The organism is Petropleomorpha daqingensis (assembly GCF_013408985.1).
Lineage (GTDB): Bacteria > Actinomycetota > Actinomycetes > Mycobacteriales > Geodermatophilaceae > Petropleomorpha > Petropleomorpha daqingensis.
Window position 1 is genome coordinate 4,350,849 of record NZ_JACBZT010000001.1, and the last position, 21,762, is coordinate 4,372,610.

General features: G+C 71.1%; 16 protein-coding genes and 3 rRNA genes. 17 read left to right on the plus strand and 2 right to left on the minus strand.

The features are described from left to right. Positions 1-5: 5 nt before the first annotated feature. Positions 6-1,061 (minus strand): class I SAM-dependent methyltransferase, encoded by a 1,056-nt coding sequence (locus GGQ55_RS28605; RefSeq protein ID WP_179720256.1) that lies wholly within the window; start codon positions 1,059-1,061, stop codon positions 6-8. Positions 1,062-1,175: 114 nt separating this feature from the next. On the opposite strand from GGQ55_RS28605, the gene GGQ55_RS21520 reads away from it, so the two are divergent. Both GGQ55_RS21520 and GGQ55_RS21525 read left to right on the plus strand, forming a co-directional pair. Beyond that, entirely contained in the window at positions 1,176-2,657 is a 1,482-nt protein-coding gene (locus tag GGQ55_RS21520) for an amidase (protein ID WP_218859372.1), read from the plus strand. A 1-nt stretch (position 2,658) separates the two neighbouring features. Further along, positions 2,659-3,243 (plus strand): TIGR03086 family metal-binding protein, encoded by a 585-nt coding sequence (locus GGQ55_RS21525; RefSeq protein WP_179720258.1) that lies wholly within the window; start codon positions 2,659-2,661, stop codon positions 3,241-3,243. On the opposite strand, the gene GGQ55_RS21530 is transcribed toward GGQ55_RS21525, so the two are convergent. Then, the gene (locus GGQ55_RS21530; RefSeq protein ID WP_179720260.1) at positions 3,240-4,007 is read right to left on the minus strand and encodes a helix-turn-helix domain-containing protein; all 768 of its coding nucleotides are present in this window, start codon (positions 4,005-4,007) and stop codon (positions 3,240-3,242) included. The two genes, GGQ55_RS21525 and GGQ55_RS21530, sit on opposite strands and share 4 nt — an antisense overlap. 126 nt (positions 4,008-4,133) lie before the next feature. Here GGQ55_RS21530 and GGQ55_RS21535 point away from each other — a divergent pair, with 126 nt between their 5' ends. The 15 genes from GGQ55_RS21535 (at position 4,134) to GGQ55_RS21605 (ending at position 21,762) form a co-directional block, all read left to right on the plus strand. Then, entirely contained in the window at positions 4,134-4,496 is a 363-nt protein-coding gene (locus GGQ55_RS21535; RefSeq protein WP_179720262.1) for a nuclear transport factor 2 family protein, read from the plus strand. Between the two features lie 159 nt (positions 4,497-4,655). After that, positions 4,656-5,693 carry an N-acetyl-gamma-glutamyl-phosphate reductase gene (gene argC, locus GGQ55_RS21540; protein ID WP_366489938.1) on the plus strand — a complete coding sequence of 346 codons (1,038 nt, stop codon included), beginning with the start codon at positions 4,656-4,658 and terminating at the stop codon, positions 5,691-5,693. Beyond that, positions 5,690-6,853 (plus strand): bifunctional glutamate N-acetyltransferase/amino-acid acetyltransferase ArgJ, encoded by a 1,164-nt coding sequence (argJ, locus tag GGQ55_RS21545; RefSeq protein ID WP_179720266.1) that lies wholly within the window; start codon positions 5,690-5,692, stop codon positions 6,851-6,853. Before argC ends, argJ begins: the two co-directional genes overlap by 4 nt. Further along, the gene (argB, locus tag GGQ55_RS21550; RefSeq protein WP_179720268.1) at positions 6,850-7,833 is read left to right on the plus strand and encodes an acetylglutamate kinase; all 984 of its coding nucleotides are present in this window, start codon (positions 6,850-6,852) and stop codon (positions 7,831-7,833) included. Before argJ ends, argB begins: the two co-directional genes overlap by 4 nt. Next, positions 7,830-9,014 (plus strand): acetylornithine transaminase, encoded by a 1,185-nt coding sequence (locus GGQ55_RS21555; RefSeq protein ID WP_179720270.1) that lies wholly within the window; start codon positions 7,830-7,832, stop codon positions 9,012-9,014. The genes argB and GGQ55_RS21555 overlap by 4 nt, the downstream gene beginning before the upstream one ends. Continuing rightward, a complete protein-coding gene (gene argF / locus GGQ55_RS21560) occupies positions 9,011-9,955 on the plus strand; it encodes an ornithine carbamoyltransferase (RefSeq protein WP_179720272.1) in 945 nt (314 codons plus the stop codon). The genes GGQ55_RS21555 and argF overlap by 4 nt, the downstream gene beginning before the upstream one ends. After that, positions 9,952-10,485, plus strand: coding sequence for an arginine repressor (locus GGQ55_RS21565; protein ID WP_179720274.1), 534 nt, complete (start codon positions 9,952-9,954; stop codon positions 10,483-10,485). The genes argF and GGQ55_RS21565 overlap by 4 nt, the downstream gene beginning before the upstream one ends. Then, positions 10,482-11,918: an argininosuccinate lyase gene (gene argH, locus GGQ55_RS21570; protein ID WP_179720291.1), complete on the plus strand. Its 1,437-nt coding sequence runs from the start codon at positions 10,482-10,484 to the stop codon at positions 11,916-11,918. Before GGQ55_RS21565 ends, argH begins: the two co-directional genes overlap by 4 nt. Next, entirely contained in the window at positions 11,915-12,571 is a 657-nt protein-coding gene (locus tag GGQ55_RS21575) for a DNA-3-methyladenine glycosylase (protein WP_366489942.1), read from the plus strand. Before argH ends, GGQ55_RS21575 begins: the two co-directional genes overlap by 4 nt. Continuing rightward, on the plus strand, positions 12,568-13,848 hold the full coding sequence (gene tyrS, locus GGQ55_RS21580; protein WP_179720293.1) for a tyrosine--tRNA ligase: 1,281 nt from the start codon (positions 12,568-12,570) through the stop codon (positions 13,846-13,848). The genes GGQ55_RS21575 and tyrS overlap by 4 nt, the downstream gene beginning before the upstream one ends. 351 nt (positions 13,849-14,199) lie before the next feature. Next, positions 14,200-15,721, plus strand: a 16S ribosomal RNA gene (locus tag GGQ55_RS21585). Positions 15,722-16,174: 453 nt separating this feature from the next. Then, positions 16,175-19,301: ribosomal RNA gene (locus GGQ55_RS21590) — 23S ribosomal RNA — on the plus strand. 102 nt (positions 19,302-19,403) lie between these two features. Beyond that, positions 19,404-19,520, plus strand: a 5S ribosomal RNA gene (gene rrf / locus GGQ55_RS21595). Together the 16S, 23S and 5S rRNA genes form the textbook arrangement of a ribosomal RNA operon. A gap of 1,013 nt (positions 19,521-20,533) precedes the next feature. Beyond that, complete coding sequence (locus GGQ55_RS21600) at positions 20,534-21,313, plus strand: tetratricopeptide repeat protein (protein ID WP_179720295.1); 780 nt, start codon at positions 20,534-20,536, stop codon at positions 21,311-21,313. 92 nt (positions 21,314-21,405) lie between these two features. Then, positions 21,406-21,762 carry a single-stranded DNA-binding protein gene (locus GGQ55_RS21605; protein WP_179720297.1) on the plus strand — a complete coding sequence of 119 codons (357 nt, stop codon included), beginning with the start codon at positions 21,406-21,408 and terminating at the stop codon, positions 21,760-21,762.

A 21,762-nucleotide genomic window follows, 5' to 3' on the forward strand; every position in this document is an offset into this window, starting at 1 on the left:
CCGGGTCACGGCCGCAGCTCCAGCAGCAGGTTGAACGGCGCCTCGACCGGCACCGTCCGCACCGTGCCGAAGCCGGCCGCGCGCGCGACGGCGGTCAGCGCCGACGGACCGGCCAGGGTGCCGAGCGCCGCGCCTCCCTGCGAGACCGCCGTGGGCGTGCAGAACATGGTCGAGACGGCGTAGAACATCCGGCCCACCGGGTGCAGGTTGTCCTCCACGCGGTCGCCGGCCCGCGTCTCGACGAGCAGCACGGCGCCGTCCGGCGCGAGCACCTCCCGGGCCCGGGTCAGCGCGCCGACGGGGTCGCCGAGGTCGTGCAGCGAGTCGACGAACACGACGACGGCGTGGCCCTGCCCGGGCGCACGGGTGGCGGGAGCGACCTCGAACGCCACGCGGTCGGCGAGACCGGCCGCGGCGGCCGCCTTGCGGGCCGCCGCGATCGACGCGTCGTGGAAGTCGCAGCCGACGACGCGGGCAGCGGGGAAGGCCTGCGCCATCCAGATCGTCGGCCGGCCGAAGCCGCAGCCCACGTCCAGCAGCGATCCGCCGGCGGCCAGCCGGTCGGCGACCCCGGACATCGCGGTGATCGCGGCAGGCAGGAAGTCCGGCGTCATCGCCGCCGCCGTGAACGCGTCCACGCCGCGCCAGTGCTCCGGGGCGCGCTCGTCCCAGCCGAAGCCGCGACCGGTCCGGAACGCCTCCTCGAAGGCGGGGAACCGGGCCGCGGTCGCGGTGAGCATGGTGGTGGCGGCGTCGATCATCGGGCCCATCTGCCCCAGCACGGCGGCGACCTCGGCGGGCAGCTCGAAGGCGTCGCCGACGACGCGCAGGTAGCCGGCCGCGGCCTGGGTGCGGCACCACTCCCGCGCGTAGGGCTCGGCGGTGCCGGTGCGCCCGGCCAGCTCGGCCGGGGTCAGCGGGCCGGCGTCGGCGAGGGCCGACCACAGCCCGGCGCGGACGCCGAGCGCGGTGGTGAGGGTGCTCAGGGTGACGCCCAGCTCGGTCAGCAGCTGGTCGGCCACCGCCTCGGCGCGGGCCGGGTCGATCACGGGAGTGCTCACGGGTTCCTCCTGGGACGGCGGTGCGGACATCCCTGGGGCGCCAGATCCGGCCTCGCGGCCCGCGAGACCGCATCTCGCGCCTCCCGGGTGACCGCGCTGCCCGAGGAGGACGCCGTGACCCTGACCCGAACCTCTGCCGACGTCGTGCCGTGGTCGGACGCCACCGCCCAGCTGGCCGCGCTGGCCCGCCGCGAGGTGGGCAGCCGCGAGCTGCTCGAGCACTACCTGGACCGCATCGCCCGCATCGGCGGGCCGATCAACGCGGTGGTCACCCTGGACGTCGACCGGGCGCGCGCCCGAGCGGACGACGCCGACCGCGCCACCGCGCGCGGCGAGAGCTGGGGACCGCTGCACGGGCTGCCCGTCACGGTCAAGGACTGCCTGGAGACGGCGGGGCTGCGCACCACGGCCGGCGCCGCCGAGTACGCCGACCACGTCCCGGTGCGCGACGCGGACGCCGTCGCCCGGCTGCGCGCTGCCGGCGCCGTCCTGTTCGGCAAGACGAACGTGCCCGCCTACGCCGCCGACTGCCAGACCTACAACACCGTCTTCGGGACGACGAGCAACCCGTGGGACCTGACCCGGGCGGTGGGCGGCTCCAGCGGGGGATCGGCCGCCGCGCTGGCCGCGGGGCTGACCGCGCTGGAGCTCGGCAGCGACCTGGGCGGCTCGATCCGCAACCCGGCCGGCTACTGCGGCGTGTACGGCCTGCGTCCCTCGGTCGGGCTGATCCCCACGCGCGGGCACGTGCCCGGGCCGCCCGGGTCGCTCGCGCCGATCGACCTGGGCACCGTCGGACCGCTCGCCCGCTCCGCCGCCGACCTGGGCCTGGCCCTCGACGTCCTGGCCGGTCCCGACGAGGCCGCCGCGGTGGCCTGGCGGCTCGCGCTGCCACCGCCCCGGGCCGGGTCGCTGACCGGTTACCGCGTCGCCGCCTGGCTGGACGACGCCTTCTGCCCGGTCGACGCCGAGGTCCTGCGCGTGCTCGGGGCGGCGGTCGACGCCGTGCGGAGTGCGGGGGCGACGGTGACCGAAGCCCGGCCGTGCGCGCTGCGGGACGCCGAGCGGCTGGCCCAGCGGCTCATCCAGTCGGCGTTCGGCGGGGCCTACCCCGACGCCGTGTTCGACCGGCTGGTCCGCCGCGCCGCGGCCGCGGACCCCGAGGACGACAGCGCCCCGGTCCGGCACGCCCGCAACGTGACCGCCCGCGCGCGGGACGTCGCCGTGGCCCGCGAGGAGCAGGCGCGGGTGAAGGCCGGCTGCGCGGCGTTCTTCCGCGACCACGACGTCCTCGTCTGCCCGATCACGCCGACGGCGGCGATCCCGCACGACCACACCCCGGACGTCGACGCCCGCCGGATCACCGTCAACGGGCGGCCGCGGCCCTACGGCGACCAGATCCCGTGGGCGTCGCTGCCCGGGCTGTGCGGGCTGCCCGCCGCGGTCGTGCCCGCCGGCCTCACCCGCGACGGGCTGCCGGTCGGGCTGCAGGTGATCGGCCCGTTCCTCGAGGACCGCACGGTCCTCGACGTCGCCGGGCGGATCGGGGCCCTGATCGGCCCGCTGGTGCCACCCCGTCTCGAACAGGAGCAGTGAGATGACCACGACCACCGTCCAGCCCGACATCGCGCAGGCCCACCGGAGGGCGCTGGACGCCACCGGCTCGCTGGTCGCGCAGATCCGGCCCGACCAGTGGGGACTGCCCACGCCGGACGACGACTGGGACGTCCGGGCCCTCGTCGGTCACGTCGTCGAGGGCAATCTCTGGGTGGCCGAGCTCGCCGCCGGCCGCACCATCGACGAGGTCGGCGACCGGTTCGCCGGCGACGTCCTCGGCGCCGACCCGCGAGCCGCCTACGACGCCTCGGCCACGGCAGCGGCGTCCGCCTTCGAGGCACCCGGTGCGCTGGACGCCCCGTGCGCGGTCTCCTACGGGCCGGTGCCGGGGCGCGTCTACGCCGGCCACCGGCTGGTCGACGTCCTGGTGCACGGCTGGGACCTGGCCGTCGCCCTCGGCCTCGACCCGGTGCTCGCCCCCGACCTGGTGGAGATCTCCCTCGGCCTGGTCGAGCCGGACGTCGCAGTGCTCAAGAGCACCGGCGCGTACGGCGGCGACGTCCCCGTGCCGGAGGGCGCGTCGCCGCAGACGCGGCTCCTGGCCCTGCTCGGCCGGCAGACCTAGCGGGCCGCGCGCACGGCGTCGGCGGTGGCCTCGTCGGCGGGCAGGAACGCCTCGACGCTCACCTCGGCGGCGGTCAGGTCGACCGCGGTGCCGAACGTCGTGACGGTGGACAGGAACGACAGCTCGCCGTCCCCGGCCCGGATCCGCAAGGGGACGGCGATGCCGTCCGGTGGGCGCGGGTCCGTGCCGCCGGGGAGCAGGGAGAGCTCGCGGTGCAGGGCGGCCAGCGCCGGGTCGCCGGACAGCCGCGCCTCGCGGGCCAGCCGGTGCAGCACGTGCGCCCGCCACTGGGCGAGGTTGCGGATCCGCGGCGCCATGCCGTCGGGGTGCAGCGAGAGCCGCAGCACGTTGACCGGCGGCTCGAGCAGCCGCGGGTCGGCGCCGTCGGTGAGCAGCGGCACGCCGCGGTTGCCCGCGACCAGGTGCCAGCCGCGGTCGACCACCACGGCCGGGAACGGCTCGTAGGCGGCCAGCACGGTGTCGATGGCGCGCCGGACGGCGGCCATGTCCGGGGCGTCGAGACCGCGGCGACCGTAGAGCGGCGCGAACCCGGCCGCCACGAGCAGCTCGTTGCGCGCCCGCAGCGGCACCTCCAGCGACTCGGCGAGGTGCAGCACCATCTCGCGGCTCGGCTGCGACCGCCCGGTCTCCACGAAGCTGAGGTGCCGGGCGGAGACGCCGGCCTCGTTGGAGAGGTCGAGCTGCGAGAGCCGGCGCCGCTGCCGCCAGTCGCGCAGCAGGGAGCCGACGGGCGGGGAGGTCATGGCGCCGACCGTAGGGGGCGGCCGTCGTCGCGTCGCTTACCTCCCAGGTAATCGACCCGCTTCCCTCGGCCCGCCACGGTGGTCCCAGCGCCGCCACCAGGGTGGCCGATCCGAGAGGACACCGTCATGAGCGACTTCACGACCCTCGCCGAGCGCTACATCGCCGCGTGGAACGAGACCGACGACGCCGCCCGCCGCAGCGCCGTGGCCGAGCTCTGGACCGCCGACGGCCGCTACGTCGACCCGCTCGTCGACGCCGAGGGCACCGAGGGCATCGCCGCCACCATCGGGGCGGTGCAGGCGCAGTTCCCGGGCTTCGTCTTCCGGCTGGCCGGCCCCGTCGACGGCCACCACGAGCAGCTGCGGTTCTCGTGGGAGCTGGGGCCGGAGGGGGAGGCGGCGCCGATCGCCGGCTCCGACGTCGCGGTCACCGACGGCAACGGCAGGCTGCGCACCGTCCTCGGCTTCCTCGACCGCGTCCCCTCCTGACCCCGACCGTTATCCCCAACACTGACCCCGCCGCAAAGTGGCGCAGCCAGGCATGGGAAGCGATACCTGCGTTTTGAGCGCTGAGACACACGTATGGCTTCCCATGCCTGCACCCCCGGGCGATGCACGGTCATGCATGGCTGTGTATGGTCATGCATCGTGAGTTCGGAGACGTGGACGGTCGGGGTCACCGGCGCCACCGGGTACGCGGGCGGGGAGGTGTGCCGGCTGCTGGCCGGACACCCGAACCTCCGGCTGGCCGGGGTGCACGCCAATTCCAGCGCCGGCCGACGCCTGGGCGAGCTGCAGCCGCACCTGCTGCCCTTCGCCGACCTCGAGGTGCAGCCCAGCGACCCGGCCGCGCTCGCGGGCTACGACGTCGTCGTCCTCGCGCTGCCGCACGGCGAGTCCGCCGCGGTCGCCGCGCAGCTGCCCGACGACACCCTCGTGATCGACTGCGGCGCCGACCACCGGCTCAACGACCCCGCCGCGTGGGCCCGCTGGTACGGCGGCGAGCACGCCGGCTCCTGGCCCTACGGCCTGCCGGAACTCCCCGGGCAGCGGCAGCAGCTCACCGGTGCCCGCCGGATCGCCGTCCCGGGCTGCTACCCGACCTCGGTCACCCTCGCGATGGCCCCGGCCCTCGCCGCGGGCCTGGTGACGCCGGACGTCGTCGTGGTCGCGGCCTCCGGCACCAGCGGTGCCGGGAAGAAGGCGTTGCCGCACCTGCTCGGCAGCGAGGTCATGGGCTCGGTCAGCGCCTACGGCGTCGGCGGGGTGCACCGGCACACGCCCGAGATGGTGCAGAACCTGTCGCTCGCGGCCGGGGGAGACGTGACCGTCAGCTTCACCCCGACGCTGGTGCCGATGAGCCGCGGCATCCTGGCCACCTGCTCGGCGCCGCTGACGCCGGGCACGGACGCCGAGGCCGCCCGGGCCGCCTACACCAAGGCCTACGCCGACGAGCCGTTCGTGCACCTGCTGCCCGAGGGCCAGTGGCCGACGACGGCGCAGGTGCTCGGCGCCAACACCGTCGCGCTGCAGGTCGCCGTCGACCCCGACGCCGGCCGGCTGGTGGTCGTGGCCGCCGTCGACAACCTCACCAAGGGCACCGGGGGAGCGGCCATCCAGTGCGCCAACCTCGCCCTCGGCCTGCCCGAGACCACCGGCCTGCCGCTCGTGGGGGTCGCGCCGTGAGCGTCACCGCACCGCAGGGCTTCCGGGCCGCCGGCGTCGCCGCCGGTCTCAAGACCACGGGGAACCCGGACGTCGCCGTCGTCGTCAACGACGGCCCGGACGACGCCGCGGCCGCCGTCTTCACCACCAACCGCTTCCCGGCCGCACCGGTGCAGTGGAGCCGCCAGGTGCTGGCCGACGGCCGGCTGCGCGCCGTCGTCCTCAACTCCGGCGGGGCCAACGCCTGCACCGGGCCCGAGGGCTTCCAGGACACGCACGCCACCGCCGAGCACCTCGCCGCCGAGCTCGGGCTCGGCGCGATCGACGTCGCGGTCGCCTCGACGGGACTGATCGGCGTCCGGCTGCCGATGGACAAGCTCACCGCCGGCGTCAGCGCCGCGGTCGAGGAGCTCTCGGACGACGGGGGAGACGCCGCCGCCCGCGCGATCATGACCACCGACACGGTCCCGAAGACGACGGTGCAGACCCGCAGTGGTCCGGGGGGTGGCTGGACCGTCGGCGGCATGGCCAAGGGCGCCGGCATGCTCGCGCCGAGCCTGGCCACGATGCTCGTCGTCCTCACCACCGACGCGGTCGTGGACGGGGAGACGCTGCAGGCGGCGCTGGAGACGGCGACCGGCGTCAGCGTCGAACGGGTCGACTCCGACGGCTGCCTGTCGACCAACGACACGGTCATCGCCCTGGCCAACGGCGCCAGCGGCACCACCCCGACGGCCGAGGAGCTGACCGAGGCGCTGACCGCGGCCGCCACCGACCTCGCGATGCAGCTGCTGGCCGACGCCGAGGGCTCCACCAAGGACATCGCGATCACCGTGCGCAACGCCGCGACCGTGGACGACGCGCTCACTGCCGGCCGCGCCTGTGCCCGCAACAACCTGCTCAAGACGGCGCTGTTCGGCAACGACCCCAACTGGGGGCGGGTGCTGGCCGCGATCGGCACCACCGACGCGGCGTTCGAGGCCGACCAGGTCGATGTCAGCATCAACGGCGTGACGGTCTGCCGCGGTGGCTCGATCGGCGACCCGCGCGAGGGCGTCGACCTGACCGGCCGGTCGGTCATGATCGACATCGATCTCCACGCTGGCGAGGAGATCGCGACGATCTGGACCAACGACCTGTCGATCGCCTACGTGCACGAGAACTCGGCCTACTCCTCATGACCCATCAGGACCCCACCCCGCCCGACGTGGCCGTCGACGCGATCCCGCCGCGGCGGCGCATCGGCACCTCCCGGAAGATGCGCAAGCACGACCCGGAGGGCGACGCGCTCAAGGTCGCCGTCCTCACCGGCGCGCTGCCGTGGCTCAAGGAGTTCCACGACAACGTCGTCGTCGTGAAGTACGGCGGGCACGCGATGATCGACGAGGACTGCCGGCGCGCGTTCGCGGAGGACATGGTCTTCCTGCGCACCTGCGGCATCAAGCCGGTCGTCGTGCACGGCGGCGGCCCGCAGATCACCGAGATGCTCACCCGGCTCGGCATCCCCAGCGAGTTCCGCGGCGGCCTGCGGGTGACCACACCGGAGACGATCGACGTCGTCCGGATGGTGCTCACCGGCCAGGTCGGGCCGGACATCGTCGGCCTGATCAACCAGCACGGCGCGCTGTCGGTGCACCTGTCCGGTGAGGACGGCGGCCTGTTCACCGCGGCCCGGACGACGGCGGTCGTGGACGGCGAGCCGGTGGACATCGGCCTGGTCGGCGACGTGATCGCGGTCGACCCCTCACCGATCACCGCGCTCATCGACGCCGGGCACATCCCGGTCGTCGCCAGCGTCGCGCCGGACAGCCACGGCGTGGTGCACAACGTCAACGCCGACACCGCGGCCGCCGCGGTCGCCGTCGCGCTGGGTGCGGTGAAGTTCGTCGTCCTCACCGACGTCGAGGGGCTCTACGCCGACTGGCCCGACCGCGACTCGCTGGTGCAGCAGATCGACGCGACCGAGCTGGCCGAGATCCTGCCGACCCTGGACGCCGGGATGATCCCGAAGATGGCCGCCTGCCTGCGGGCGGTCGAGGGCGGGGTGAACCGCGCGACCGTGGTCGACGGGCGCACCCCGCACGCCCTGCTGCTCGAGATGTTCACCACCGAGGGCACGGGAACCATGGTGGTCCCGGCCGGGAAGGAGCCAGCGCAGTGACCACGACGGAGGAGCTGGCGTCCCGCTGGTCCGCGGTGATGATGAGCAACTACAAGACGCCGCCGGTCGCGCTCGCCCGCGGCGCCGGGGCGACGGTCTGGGACGTCGACGGCCGCGAGTACACCGACCTGCTCGGCGGCATCGCGACCACGATCCTCGGCCACGCCCACCCCAAGGTCGTCGAGGCGATCTCCACGCAGGCCGCCACCCTCGGGCACGTCTCCAACCTGGCGATGCACGAGCCGGGCGTGACGCTGGCCGAGCGGCTGCTCGAGCTGGCCGGGCGGCCCGGCCGGGTCTTCTTCTGCAACTCCGGCGCCGAGGCCAACGAGGCCGCGTTCAAGATCAGCCGGCTGACCGGCCGTCCCCAGGTGATCACCGCCGAGGGCGCCTTCCACGGCCGGACGATGGGCGCCCTGGCGCTGACCGGGCAGCCGTCGAAGGCCGCGGCGTTCGCCCCGCTGCCCGGCGGCGTGTCCTACGTGCCCTACGGCGACCCCGACACGCTGTCCGCCGCGGTGGGCGGGCAGACGGCGATGGTGCTGCTCGAGCCGATGCTGGGGGAGGGCGGCGTCGTCCCGGCGCCCGCCGGCTACCTGGCCTCCGCGGCCGCCGCGGCGAAGGACGCCGGCGCGCTGTTCGCCGTCGACGAGGTGCAGACCGGCACCGGCCGCACCGGGCACTGGTTCGCCCACCAGGCCGACGGGCTGCAGCCCGACCTGATCACCGTGGCCAAGGCGCTCGGCGGCGGATTGCCGCTCGGGGCGACGCTGGCCTTCGGCGAGGCGGCCGAGCTGATGCAGGCCGGCTCGCACGGCTCCACGTTCGGCGGCAACCCGATCGCCGCGGCCGCCGCGCTGGCCGTGCTCGACACGATCCGCGACGAGGGTCTGCTGGAGCGGGCCAAGGAGCTCGAGCACCGCTTCACCGCGGGTATCGAGGGGCTCGGCCACGCCGGCATCGCGTCCGTGCGGGGGAGGGGTGCGCTGCTCGGCGTCGTCCTCACCGCCGACGTCGCCGCTGCCCTGGAGGCGAACCTGCGCGCGGCCGGATTCCTCACCAACGCGGTCGCACCGAACGTGCTCCGCCTGGCCCCGCCCCTCGTCCTCACCGACGAGCAGGTCGACGCCTTCGTCGCCACCCTGCCCGCCGCCCTCGACAGCGCTCTGGAGACCCAGTGACCCGGCACTTCACCAAGGACGACGACCTCACCCCGGCCGAGCAGGCCGAGGTCCTGGCGCTGGCCGCCGAGCTCAAGCGCACCCGGTTCACCGCCGAGGCGCCCACGCCGCTGGCCGCCCCCAACGGCGTCCCGCGGTCGGTCGCGGTGCTCTTCGACAAGCCCTCGACCCGCACCCGGGTCTCGTTCTCCGTCGGCGTCGCCGAGCTGGGCGGCTACCCGCTGGTCATCGACGCCGGCTCCAGCCAGCTCGGCCGCGGCGAGCCGGTCGAGGACACCACCCGGGTGCTCGACCACCAGGTCGCCGCGATCGTGTGGCGCACGTTCGGCCAGGACCGGCTCGACGCCATGGCCTCGGTCAGCCGGGTGCCGGTGGTCAACGCGCTCACCGACCTGTACCACCCGTGCCAGATCCTGGCCGACCTGCAGACCGTCATCGAGCGCAAGGGCTCGCTGGCCGGCCGGTCGCTGACCTACCTCGGCGACGGCGCCAACAACATGGCGCACTCCTACCTGCTCGGCGGCGCCACGGCCGGCATGCACGTGCGGATCGGCTCGCCGGAGGAGTACCAGCCCGACGCCGACGTCCTGAAGCGGGCGGCCGAGGTCGCCGCCGAGACCGGCGGCTCGGTGGCCTGGACCGCCGACCCGGCCGCCGCGGTCGACGGCGCCGACGTCCTGGCCACCGACACCTGGGTCTCCATGGGCCAGGAGGACGAGTACGACGCCCGCATCGCGCCGTTCCTGCCCTACGCCGTGGACGAGAAGGCGGTCGCCCGGGCCGCGGACGACGCCGTCGTCCTGCACTGCCTGCCGGCCTACCGCGGCAAGGAGATCGCCGCCGAGGTGATCGACGGGCCGCAGAGCGCGGTGTGGGACGAGGCGGAGAACCGGCTGCACGCGCAGAAGGCCCTGCTGGTCTGGCTGCTGGAGCGATCGTGACCGCTGCGCTGACCCGCTCGGCCCGGCAGGCGCGGATCCGCCAGCTCATCGAGGCGCAGGCGGTCACCTCGCAGACCCACCTCGCGGCGCTGCTCGCCGAGTCGGGCATCGAGGTCACCCAGGCCACGCTCTCGCGTGACCTGGAGGAGCTCGGTGCGGTCAAGCTGCGCGGTTCGGACGGCGTCCCGGCGTCCTACGTGCTGCCGCCGGAGAACGCCCCGCTGCGCCCGGCGCAGACCGCGCCCGCGCGGCTGACCCGGCTGCTGGCCGACCTGCTCACTAGCGCCGAGGGCAGCGCGAACCTCGCCGTCCTGCGCACGCCCCCGGGCGCCGCGCAGTTCCTCGCCTCGGCGCTGGACAAGGTGGGACTGCCCGACGTCCTGGGCACCATCGCCGGGGACGACACCGTGCTGGTGATCGCCCGCGAGCCCGACGGCGGTCCGGCGCTGGCCGAGCGGCTGCGGGCCCTCGCCGCGCGGACGCCCGCCGTGTACCCCGAACTCAAGGACGACCTGGAGGAAGACGCGTGACCTCAGGGGCCAACGAGACCCGGCTCTGGGGCGGACGCTTCGGCGGCGGGCCGTCGCCGGCGATGGCGGCGCTGTCCAAGTCGACCCACTTCGACTGGAAGCTCGCCCCGTTCGACCTGGCCGGGTCGCGCGCGCACGCCCGCGTGCTGCACCGCGCCGGCCTGCTCGCCGACGACGAGCTGGAGAAGATGCTCGGCGCGCTGCGCGAGCTGTCCGACGAGGTCGCGGCCGGGACGTTCGTGGCCGTCGAGTCCGACGAGGACGTGCACGAGGCGCTCGAGCGCGGGCTCACCGAGAAGCTCGGCGCTCTGGGCGGCAAGCTGCGGGCCGGCCGCAGCCGCAACGACCAGATCGCCACCGACCTGCGGCTGTACCTGCGGCACTGGGTGCGCGCGCTGGTCGCCGAGCTCTCCTCGCTGGAGTACGCGCTGGTCGGGCTCGCCGAGCGGTACGCCGACGTCGCCGCCCCGGGCATGACGCACCTGCAGCACGCCCAGCCGGTGCTCATCGCCCACCAGCTGCTCGCGCACGCGCACTCCCTGGCCCGCGACGTCGACCGTCTCCGCGACTGGGACCGCCGCGCGGCGGTCAGCCCCTACGGCTCCGGCGCGCTGGCCGGGTCGTCGCTGCCGCTGGACCCCGATGCCGTCGCCGCCGAGCTCGGCTTCGACCGGGCGACGGACAACTCGATCGACGGGGTCAGCGACCGCGACTTCGCCGCCGAGTTCTGCTTCGCCGCAGCGTTGATCGGGGTGCACCTCTCCCGGCTGGGGGAGGAGGTCGTGCTCTGGACGTCGACCGAGTTCGGCTGGGCGCGCCTCGACGACGCCTGGGCGACCGGGTCGTCGATCATGCCGCAGAAGAAGAACCCCGACATCGCCGAGCTGGCGCGCGGCAAGTCCGGCCGGTTCGTCGGCAACCTGACCGGCCTGCTCACCATGCTCAAGGGCCTGCCGCTGGCCTACGACCGCGACCTGCAGGAGGACAAGGAGCCGGTCTTCGACTCCATGGAGCAGCTGCTGCTCCTGCTCCCCGCGGTCACCGGGATGATCGCCACGCTGACCCTGCGCCCGCAGGTGCTGGAGGCCGCGGCGCCGTCCGGTTTCGCCCTCGCCACGGACGTCGCCGAGTGGCTGGTGCGCCAGGGGGTGCCGTTCCGGTCGGCGCACGAGATCTCGGGTTCGATGGTGGCCTTCTGCGAGGAGGCCGGCCTCGAGCTCGACCAGCTGGACGACGACCAGCTCGCCGGCATCGACGAGCGGCTCACGCCGGAGGTCCGCTCGGTGCTGTCCGTGCCGGGTGCGCTGGCCGCCCGCAAGGCCCGGGGCGGGACGGCGCCGGAGAGGGTGGCCGGGCAGCTGGCCTCGCTGAAGACGCTGGCCACCGAGCACGCGGACTGGGCGCTCACCTCGCCCGTGGCTGGGGCTCTGTGAGTGATGGCGCTCTGATCGGCCCGCTGCTGACCCCGGCCGACCTGCTCGGGAAGCCGGACGAGGTCGCGCCGACCCTGCTCGGCTGCTGGCTGGTGACCGACCGCCTCGACGGGACGGTCGCGGTCCGGCTGACCGAGGTCGAGGCGTACTCCGGGGAGGGCATGGACCCGGCCGCGCACTCCCACCGCGGCCCGACACCGCGCGCGGAGATCATGTTCGGCCCGCCCGGGAAGCTGTACGTCTACTTCAGCTACGGCGTGCACTGGTGCGCGAACGTCGTCGTCGGGCCGCCCGGCGTCGGTTCGGCGGTGCTGCTGCGGGCCGGTGAGGTCGTGGTGGGGGAGTCTCTCGCCCGCGCCCGGCGGCCGGCGGCTCGCGCCGCCCGCGACCTCGCTCGTGGGCCGGCCCGGCTGACGCAGACGCTGGCGATCGGGCCCGAGGACAAGGACGCCGACCTGCTGTCGCCGTCGTCGTCCGTGCGGCTGCACCGGGGGACGGCGCCCTCGTCGGTGTCGGTCGGCCCCCGTGTGGGGATCTCGGTCGCGACCGACCTGCCGTGGCGGTTCTGGGAGACCGCCGCGCCCTCGGTGAGCGTGTTCCGGGCGGGCGGGAAGCCTCGCCGCGGCAGGGCCGGGCAGGATGGTGTCCCGTGAACGACGTGATCGACGAGTTGCACCGCCGCGGGCTCATCGCCCTGAGCACCGACGAGGAGGCGCTCAGCAAGCACCTCGCCGACGGCCCGGTCACGTACTACTGCGGCTTCGACCCGACGGCGCCGAGCCTGCACGTGGGGCACCTGCTGCAGTTCATGGTGCTGCGCGCCCTGCAACGGGCCGGGCACCAGCCGATCGTCCTCGTCGGCGGGGCCACCGGGCTCATCGGCGATCCGCGCCCCTCCTCGGAGCGCCAGCTCAACTCCAAGGAGACCGTGGCCGGCTGGGTGGACCGCATCCGCCGCCGGGTCGCGCCGTTCCTCGACCTGCCCGCCGAGCGGGACGGCCTGCGCGCGCCGATCTACGTCGACAACCTGGACTGGACGGCGCCGCTGTCGGCGATCGATTTCCTGCGCGACCTGGGCAAGCACTTCCGGGTCAACCGGATGCTGGCCAAGGAGGCGGTGTCGGCCCGGCTGAACTCCGACGCCGGCATCAGCTACACGGAGTTCAGCTACCAGATCCTGCAGGCCAACGACTTCCTCGAGCTGCACCGCCGGCACGGCTGCACGCTGCAGTCCGGCGGGTCGGACCAGTGGGGGAACATCACCGCCGGCGTCGACCTGATCCGCCGGGTCGAGGGAGTGAGCGCGCATGCCCTGGCCACGCCGCTGATCACCACGTCCGACGGCAAGAAGATCGGCAAGACCGAGGGCGCGACGATCTGGCTCGACCCCGAGCTCACCAGCCCGTACGCGTTCTTCCAGTACTGGCTCAACATCGACGACGTCGACGCCCGCGCCTGGCTGCCGCTGTTCTCCGAACGCCCGGCCGACGAGATCGACGCGCTGCTCACGGAGTCGCTGGAGCACCCGGCCGCCCGTGGGCTGCAGCGGGCGCTGGCCGAGGAGCTGACGCTGCTGGTGCACGGCCCAGAGGAGCTGCGCCACGCGGAGGCGGCGGGGCGGGCGCTGTTCGGGCGGGATGACCTGGCCACGCTGGACCCGGCGACGCTCGGCGCCGCTCTGCGCGAGGCCGGTGTCCTCGAGCTGACGGCGGGGGAGACGCCCACGATCGCCCAGCTCTTCCAGCGGGCCGGCCTGGTCAGGAGCCTCTCGGAGGCCCGGCGCACGGTGAAAGAGGGCGGCGCCTACCTGAACAACGAGCGGGTGACCGACGCCGACGCGGTGCCTGCCGAGTCCGACTGGCTGGCCGGTGGCTGGCTGGTGCTCCGCAGGGGGCGGCGCAACGTCGCCGGCGTCGTCCGCGGGGCATGACGATCCTGTTCCGGAAGGGGTGTCCGGCGTCACCGCCCAAGCGGTTTGACACCGGTCCCGGGCGCACGTAACTTTGCCTCTGCGCCGCGCGAGACCGCCTGAGGGTGGCCGCCGGGACGGCCCGAGGGCCGGCCCGCCGCGGGGCGCCACTTCGAGAAGTCGCCATCGACGAAGCCCGTGAGGGTCGAGTTGGTGCGCGTCCGCTCCTTGAGAACTCAACAGCGTGCCGAAAGTCAGTGCCAAGTAACAAACCCCCGATGCCGGGTCGTCTTTTGGATGGCCCGGTGGGGATTCCTTTGGTTGATTGACATCAAGAGTGCTAGCTCTTGGTTCTCAGCCGCGATCAAATCATCTACGGAGAGTTTGATCCTGGCTCAGGACGAACGCTGGCGGCGTGCTTAACACATGCAAGTCGAACGAGGCCCTCCTTCGGGGGGTGTCCTAGTGGCGAACGGGTGAGTAACACGTGGGCAACCTGCCCCCGGCTCTGGGATAACTCCAAGAAATTGGGGCTAATACCGGATATGTCCGCTGACCGCATGGTCTGGTGGTGGAAAGGGTTTCCGGCTGGGGATGGGCCCGCGGCCTATCAGCTTGTTGGTGGGGTAGTGGCCTACCAAGGCGACGACGGGTAGCCGGCCTGAGAGGGTGACCGGCCACACTGGGACTGAGACACGGCCCAGACTCCTACGGGAGGCAGCAGTGGGGAATATTGCGCAATGGGCGAAAGCCTGACGCAGCGACGCCGCGTGGGGGATGACGGCCTTCGGGTTGTAAACCTCTTTCAGCAGGGACGAAGCGCAAGTGACGGTACCTGCAGAAGAAGCACCGGCCAACTACGTGCCAGCAGCCGCGGTAATACGTAGGGTGCAAGCGTTGTCCGGAATTATTGGGCGTAAAGAGCTCGTAGGCGGTTCGTCGCGTCGGCTGTGAAATCCCGAGGCTCAACCTCGGGTCTGCAGTCGATACGGGCGGACTGGAGTTCGGCAGGGGAGACTGGAATTCCTGGTGTAGCGGTGAAATGCGCAGATATCAGGAGGAACACCGGTGGCGAAGGCGGGTCTCTGGGCCGATACTGACGCTGAGGAGCGAAAGCGTGGGGAGCGAACAGGATTAGATACCCTGGTAGTCCACGCCGTAAACGTTGGGCGCTAGGTGTGGGGGCCATTCCACGGTCTCCGTGCCGCAGCTAACGCATTAAGCGCCCCGCCTGGGGAGTACGGCCGCAAGGCTAAAACTCAAAGGAATTGACGGGGGCCCGCACAAGCGGCGGAGCATGTTGCTTAATTCGATGCAACGCGAAGAACCTTACCTAGGCTTGACATGCACGGAAATCTCGCAGAGATGCGGGGTGCCTTTGGCGTCGTGCACAGGTGGTGCATGGTTGTCGTCAGCTCGTGTCGTGAGATGTTGGGTTAAGTCCCGCAACGAGCGCAACCCTCGTTCCATGTTGCCAGCACGTAATGGTGGGGACTCATGGGAGACTGCCGGGGTCAACTCGGAGGAAGGTGGGGATGACGTCAAATCATCATGCCCCTTATGTCTAGGGCTGCAAACATGCTACAATGGCCGGTACAAAGGGCTGCGATACCGTGAGGTGGAGCGAATCCCAAAAAGCCGGTCTCAGTTCGGATTGGGGTCTGCAACTCGACCCCATGAAGTTGGAGTCGCTAGTAATCGCAGATCAGCAACGCTGCGGTGAATACGTTCCCGGGCCTTGTACACACCGCCCGTCACGTCACGAAAGTCGGTAACGCCCGAAGCCGGTGGCCCAACCCCTTGTGGGAGGGAGCCGTCGAAGGCGGGATCGGCGATTGGGACGAAGTCGTAACAAGGTAGCCGTACCGGAAGGTGCGGCTGGATCACCTCCTTTCTAAGGAGCAGCTGGCCGGCCGGGGTTCTCCTGGTCGGTGCAGACCCATGCCAGAACGAAGACGGTGGATCACTCCGATCCGCCGCGGGTTGTCTGGGTGGTGCTCGAGGGTGGAACGCTGACCAGTTCGGATGTCCGGCTGTGGCCGGCCCGCTAGTACTGCCGCGGTTCCTTCGGGGATCGGGCGTGGAGCGCGGGCGGGGTGCAGTCCGGGTCCGTAGGCACGCTGTTGGGTCCTGAGGGAGCGGACTGTTTCCCTTGACGCAGGACCATCCCTGGTCTCACAGCGCCGGCCCCTTGTGGGGGGTCCGGGTCTGGTGGGGCCGGTGGGGGGTGGTGGCTGTTTGTTGGTTGAGAACTGCACAGTGGACGCGAGCATCTTTGACCGGCCGCATCGTCTTTTTTTCAAAAGAGGGTGTCGGCTGGTTTTTGTCGAGTTGTTTGTTGTGTGTTGGTTAAGTTGTTAAGGGCACACGGTGGATGCCTGGGCATCAGGAGCCGATGAAGGACGTGGGAGGCTGCGATAAGCCTCGGGGAGCTGCCAACCGAGCGTTGATCCGAGGGTGTCCGAATGGGGGAACCCCGCACCAGTCATGTGGTGTGACCCGCGCCTGAACACATAGGGCGTGTGGAGGGAACGTGGGGAAGTGAAACATCTCAGTACCCACAGGAAGAGAAAACAACCGTGATTCCGTGAGTAGTGGCGAGCGAAAGCGGATTGAGGCTAAACCGGTCGCATGTGATACCCGGCAGGGGTTGTGTGGTCGGGGTTGTGGGAGCATCCAGTTCGGTCTGCCGGCCGGGCGGGGAGTGAGAAAGACTCGTGGTTAGTGGAAGGCCTCTGGAAGGGGTCGCCGCAGAGGGTGAGAGCCCCGTACACGAAAACCCGAGTCCTCCCGGATGTTTTCCCGAGTAGCACCGAGCCCGTGAAATTCGGTGTGAATCTGGCGGGACCACCCGCTAAGCCTGAATACTCCCTGATGACCGATAGCGGACGAGTACCGTGAGGGAAAGGTGAAAAGTACCCCGGGAGGGGAGTGAAATAGTACCTGAAACCGTGTGCCTACAAGCCGTGAGAGCCTTAGCCGGGGTTACCTGGCGGGGTGATTGCGTGCCTTTTGAAGAATGAGCCTGCGAGTTAGCGGTACGTGGCGAGGTTAACCCGTGGGGGGTAGCCGTAGCGAAAGCGAGTCCGAACAGGGCGAGGATAGTCGCGTGCTCTAGACCCGAAGCCGAGTGATCTACCCATGGCCAGGTTGAAGCGCGGGTAAGACCGCGTGGAGGACCGAACCCACCAGGGTTGAAAACCTGGGGGATGAGCTGTGGGTAGGGGTGAAAGGCCAATCAAACTCGGTGATAGCTGGTTCTCCCCGAAATGCATTTAGGTGCAGCGTCGCGTGTTTCTTGCCGGAGGTAGAGCACTGGATGGCTGATGGGCCCTACCAGGTTACTGACGTCAACCAAACTCCGAATGCCGGTAAGTGAGAGCGCGGCAGTGAGACTGCGGGCGATAAGGTTCGTAGTCGAGAGGGAAACAGCCCAGATCATCGGCTAAGGCCCCTAAGCGTGTGCTAAGTGGAAAAGGATGTGGGATCGCAGAGACAACCAGGAGGTTGGCTTAGAAGCAGCCACCCTTGAAAGAGTGCGTAATAGCTCACTGGTCAAGTGGTTCCGCGCCGACAATGTAGCGGGGCTCAAGCACACCGCCGAAGCCGTGACACTCCAGCAGTACTCCGCCGGTCCTCGTATGGGCCGGCCAGGGGCTGGGGTGGGTAGGGGAGCGTCGTGTGGTGGGTGAAGCGGCGGAGGGATCCAGCCGTGGACGCCACGCGAGTGAGAATGCAGGCATGAGTAGCGAAAGGGGAGTGAGAAACTCCCCCGCCGGATGACCAAGGGTTCCTGGGCCAGGCTAATCCGCCCAGGGTGAGTCGGGACCTAAGGCGAGGCCGACAGGCGTAGTCGATGGACAACGGGTTGATATTCCCGTACCCGCGAAGGAGCGCCCATGCCGGACCCAGCGATGCTAACCGCCCGAACCGGTCGCGGCTTTCGAGCCAAGATCGGGGAGCGCGGGACCCGGACTGGTAGTAGGCAAGCGATGGGGTGACGCAGGAAGGTAGTCCTCCCGGTGAGTGGTAGTACCGGTGCAAGGGTGTGGCCCGTCCGATAGGCAAATCCGTCGGACATTGTGGGTGAGGCCTGACGCATAGCCGAATGAGGCGAATGGGATGATCCTATGCTGCCGAGAAAAGCCTCTAGCGAGTTCCGAGCGGCCCGTACCCCAAACCAACTCAGGTGGTCAGGTAGAGAATACCGAGGCGATCGAGCGAACTGTGGTTAAGGAACTCGGCAAAATGCCCCCGTAACTTCGGGAGAAGGGGGACCCTCTGCTGTGAACCGCCGCGCGCGGGGTAGCGGTGGGGGGTCGCAGAGACCAGTGAGAAGCGACTGTTTACTAAAAACACAGGTCCGTGCGAAGTCGTAAGACGATGTATACGGACTGACGCCTGCCCGGTGCTGGAACGTTAAGGGGACGGGTTAGTGCCCTCGGGTGCGAAGCTCAGAACTCAAGCGCCAGTAAACGGCGGTGGTAACTATAACCATCCTAAGGTAGCGAAATTCCTTGTCGGGTAAGTTCCGACCTGCACGAATGGCGTAACGACTTCTCAGCTGTCTCAACCACAGGCTCGGCGAAATTGCACTACGAGTAAAGATGCTCGTTACGCGCGGCAGGACGGAAAGACCCCGGGACCTTCACTACAGCTTGATATTGGTGTTCGGTTCGGCTTGTGTAGGATAGGTGGGAGACTGTGAAGCGGGCACGCCAGTGTCCGTGGAGTCGCCGTTGAAATACCACTCTGGTCGAATTGGATGTCTAACCTCGGTCCGTGATCCGGATCAGGGACAGTGTCAGGTGGGTAGTTTAACTGGGGCGGTTGCCTCCCAAAATGTAACGGAGGCGCCCAAAGGTTCCCTCAGCCTGGTTGGCAATCAGGTGTCGAGTGCAAGTGCACAAGGGAGCTTGACTGCGAGACCGACGGGTCGAGCAGGAGCGAAAGCTGGGACTAGTGACCCGGCACCGGCATGTGGAAGCGGTGTCGCTCAACGGATAAAAGGTACCCCGGGGATAACAGGCTGATCTTCCCCAAGAGTCCATATCGACGGGATGGTTTGGCACCTCGATGTCGGCTCGTCGCATCCTGGGGCTGGAGTAGGTCCCAAGGGTTGGGCTGTTCGCCCATTAAAGCGGTACGCGAGCTGGGTTTAGAACGTCGTGAGACAGTTCGGTCCCTATCCGCCGCGCGCGTAAGAGACTTGCGAAGAGCTGTCCCTAGTACGAGAGGACCGGGACGGACGAACCTCTGGTGTGCCAGTTGTACCGCCAGGTGCACTGCTGGTTGGCTACGTTCGGCAGGGATAACCGCTGAAAGCATCTAAGCGGGAAGCTCGCTTCAAGATGAGGTCTCTCACCCACTCGATGGGGTAAGGCCCCCGCCCAGACCAGCGGGTTGATAGGCCGGAGGTGGAAGCACCGCAAGGTGTGCAGCTGACCGGTACTAACAGGCCGAGGACTTACCACACACACATTCTTCTCGATCGTGTCTCGCGTCCACTGTGCGGTTCTGAACCCACAAACCCACACCCGGTAACGGGTCTGCGGTGTTTGACAGGTTCACAGCGTTACGGCGGCCATGGCGAGAGGGAAACGCCCGGTCACATTCCGAACCCGGAAGCTAAGCCTCTCAGCGCCGATGGTACTGCCCTGGAGACGGGGTGGGAGAGTAGGACGCCGCCGGACATACTTTCTGAAATGGGGGTCGGAGCGATTTGCTCCGGCCCCCATTTTGGTTTGTCCGGCATCTTTCTCGTGTCCGTTCCCGGCGAATACGCCCTTGACCGATGAGGTACCCACACGTCATGACTGCTCCGCGACGAGGTTCCGGCGGCTCCCCGTCCCGACGGGGCGGCCCGCAGGGCGGAGGTGCCCGCGGGGGCTCAAGTTCCGCCGGCCGCTCGAACCGGGCCGGATCCGGCGGTCGGCCGCAGCGCCCGACGGGCGGCTATCGCGGCCGGTCGGAGGGCGGCTCGGAGCAGGGTGACTGGCGGGACCGTCGTCCCTCGCAGGGACGTCCCCAGCGCGACGGTGAGCGGCCGCAGCGCCCGACGGGCGGCTATCGCGGCCGGTCGGAGGGCGGCTCGGAGCAGGGTGACTGGCGGGACCGTCGTCCCTCGCAGGGACGTCCCCAGCGCGACGGTGAGCGGCCGCAGCGCCCGACGGGCGGCTATCGCGGCCGGTCGGAGGGCGGCTCGGAGCAGGGTGACTGGCGGGACCGTCGTCCCTCGCAGGGACGTCCCCAGCGCGACGGTGAGCGGCCGCAGCGCCCGACGGGCGGCTATCGCGGCCGGTCGGAGGGCGGCTCGGAGCAGGGTGACTGGCGGGACCGTCGTCCCTCGCAGGGACGTCCCCAGCGCGACGGCGACCGCCCTCAGCGCTCCACGGACCGCCGTTCGGGCTCGTCGCCTGCCGGAGCGCGATCGCGCCGTCCGGACGCCGAGCAGGGGGACCGGCGCGAGCGCCGTCCCTCCGAGGGGCGTCCCCAGCGCGACGGTGACCGTCCTCGTCGGCCCCACGAGGACCGGCCCCGCGCGGACGGCGGGTCTCGCGGCAAGCCGTCGTGGCGGGACCGGCGTCCCTCCGACGACCGCCGCGGACGCGACACGGGCGCGGCGCGCGACCAGTCCCCTCGTGGGGCCATCCCCGCCGGGCCGGAGATCCCGGAGTGGGCCGACCCCAAGGAGCTCGACGGTTCCGTGCGCGCCGCGCTGCGCGGCCTGGAGTCGCGCAACGCCGACCGCGTCGCACGGCACCTCGTGGTGGCCGGCGCCCTGGTCGACGAGGACCCCGAGACCGCGCTGGCGCACGCCCGTGCGGCCCGCGACCGGGCCTCCCGGGTGGCCGCGGTCCGCGAGGCCGTCGGGGTGGCGGCCTACCACGCCGGGGACTACGCCGAGGCGGCACGGGAGCTGCGCGCCTACCGGCGGATGACCGGCGACGAGGGCTACCGCGCCGTCCTCGCCGACTGCGAGCGCGCCATGGGCCGCCCGGAGGTGGCGCTGCGCCTGGTGGCCGAGGCGCTCGAGTCCGCTCCTCAGGCGGACGAGCTGCTCGAGCTGCGGCTTGTCGAGGCAGGGGTTCGCCGCGATCTGGGCGAGCAGGCCGCCGCCCGCCTCGTGCTCGAGGACGCCCTCGGCGGCGCTCGCGTCCCGGAGGGGCTGAGCGCCGAGGACCCCGGTCGCCTCCGGCTGGCCGCTGCCTACGCCGACCTGCTCGACGAGCTCGGGGAGGTCGAGCGGGCTGAGCAGTGGGCTGCGGCCATCGCCGCCGTGGACGAGGACGACGTCGCCGGTACGGGACGCGGGCCCCAGGTCGTCTTCTCCGAGGAGGAGATCGAGGTCGAGGACGAGCTGCCGGCCGCCGAGGAGCCCGAGCTGGACTTCGACGACGACGTCGAGCGCGAGGTGGCCGAGCTGCTCGGCGAGGACCACCCGCTCGCGCACCCGGAGGCCGAACCCCGCAGCACGAGCGACTGACGAAACCGTCGCGGCCGTCCACACCGGACAGGCGCGTCCACAGATCTCCGGCAGGCCTGGGACGACGGCCCACCGCCGGACAGGCTCGGCGCATGAGCGTGGCTGTGATCGACCGCAACGACGTGCTGCTGCGGGGGCGGTTGTCCGCCCCCGCGGAGGTGCGCACCCTGCCGAGCGGGGACGCACTGGTGACCTTCCGGCTGATCATCCGCAGACCGGAGCCCCGGAGCCGGGGCAGTGCCGTGGACGTGCTGGCCTGCATCACCTACGACCGGGCGCTGCAGCGGCGCGCCACGCTGTGGCAACCCGACGACGTGATCGAGGTCGAGGGTGCCCTGCAGCGCCGCTTCTGGCGCACCCCCACGGGCAAGGCGTCGGTCTACGAGGTGAACTGCCGCAAGGGCAGAAAGGTCACCCGCGCGGGGACCACCGATGCCCGGTCGGCCTGA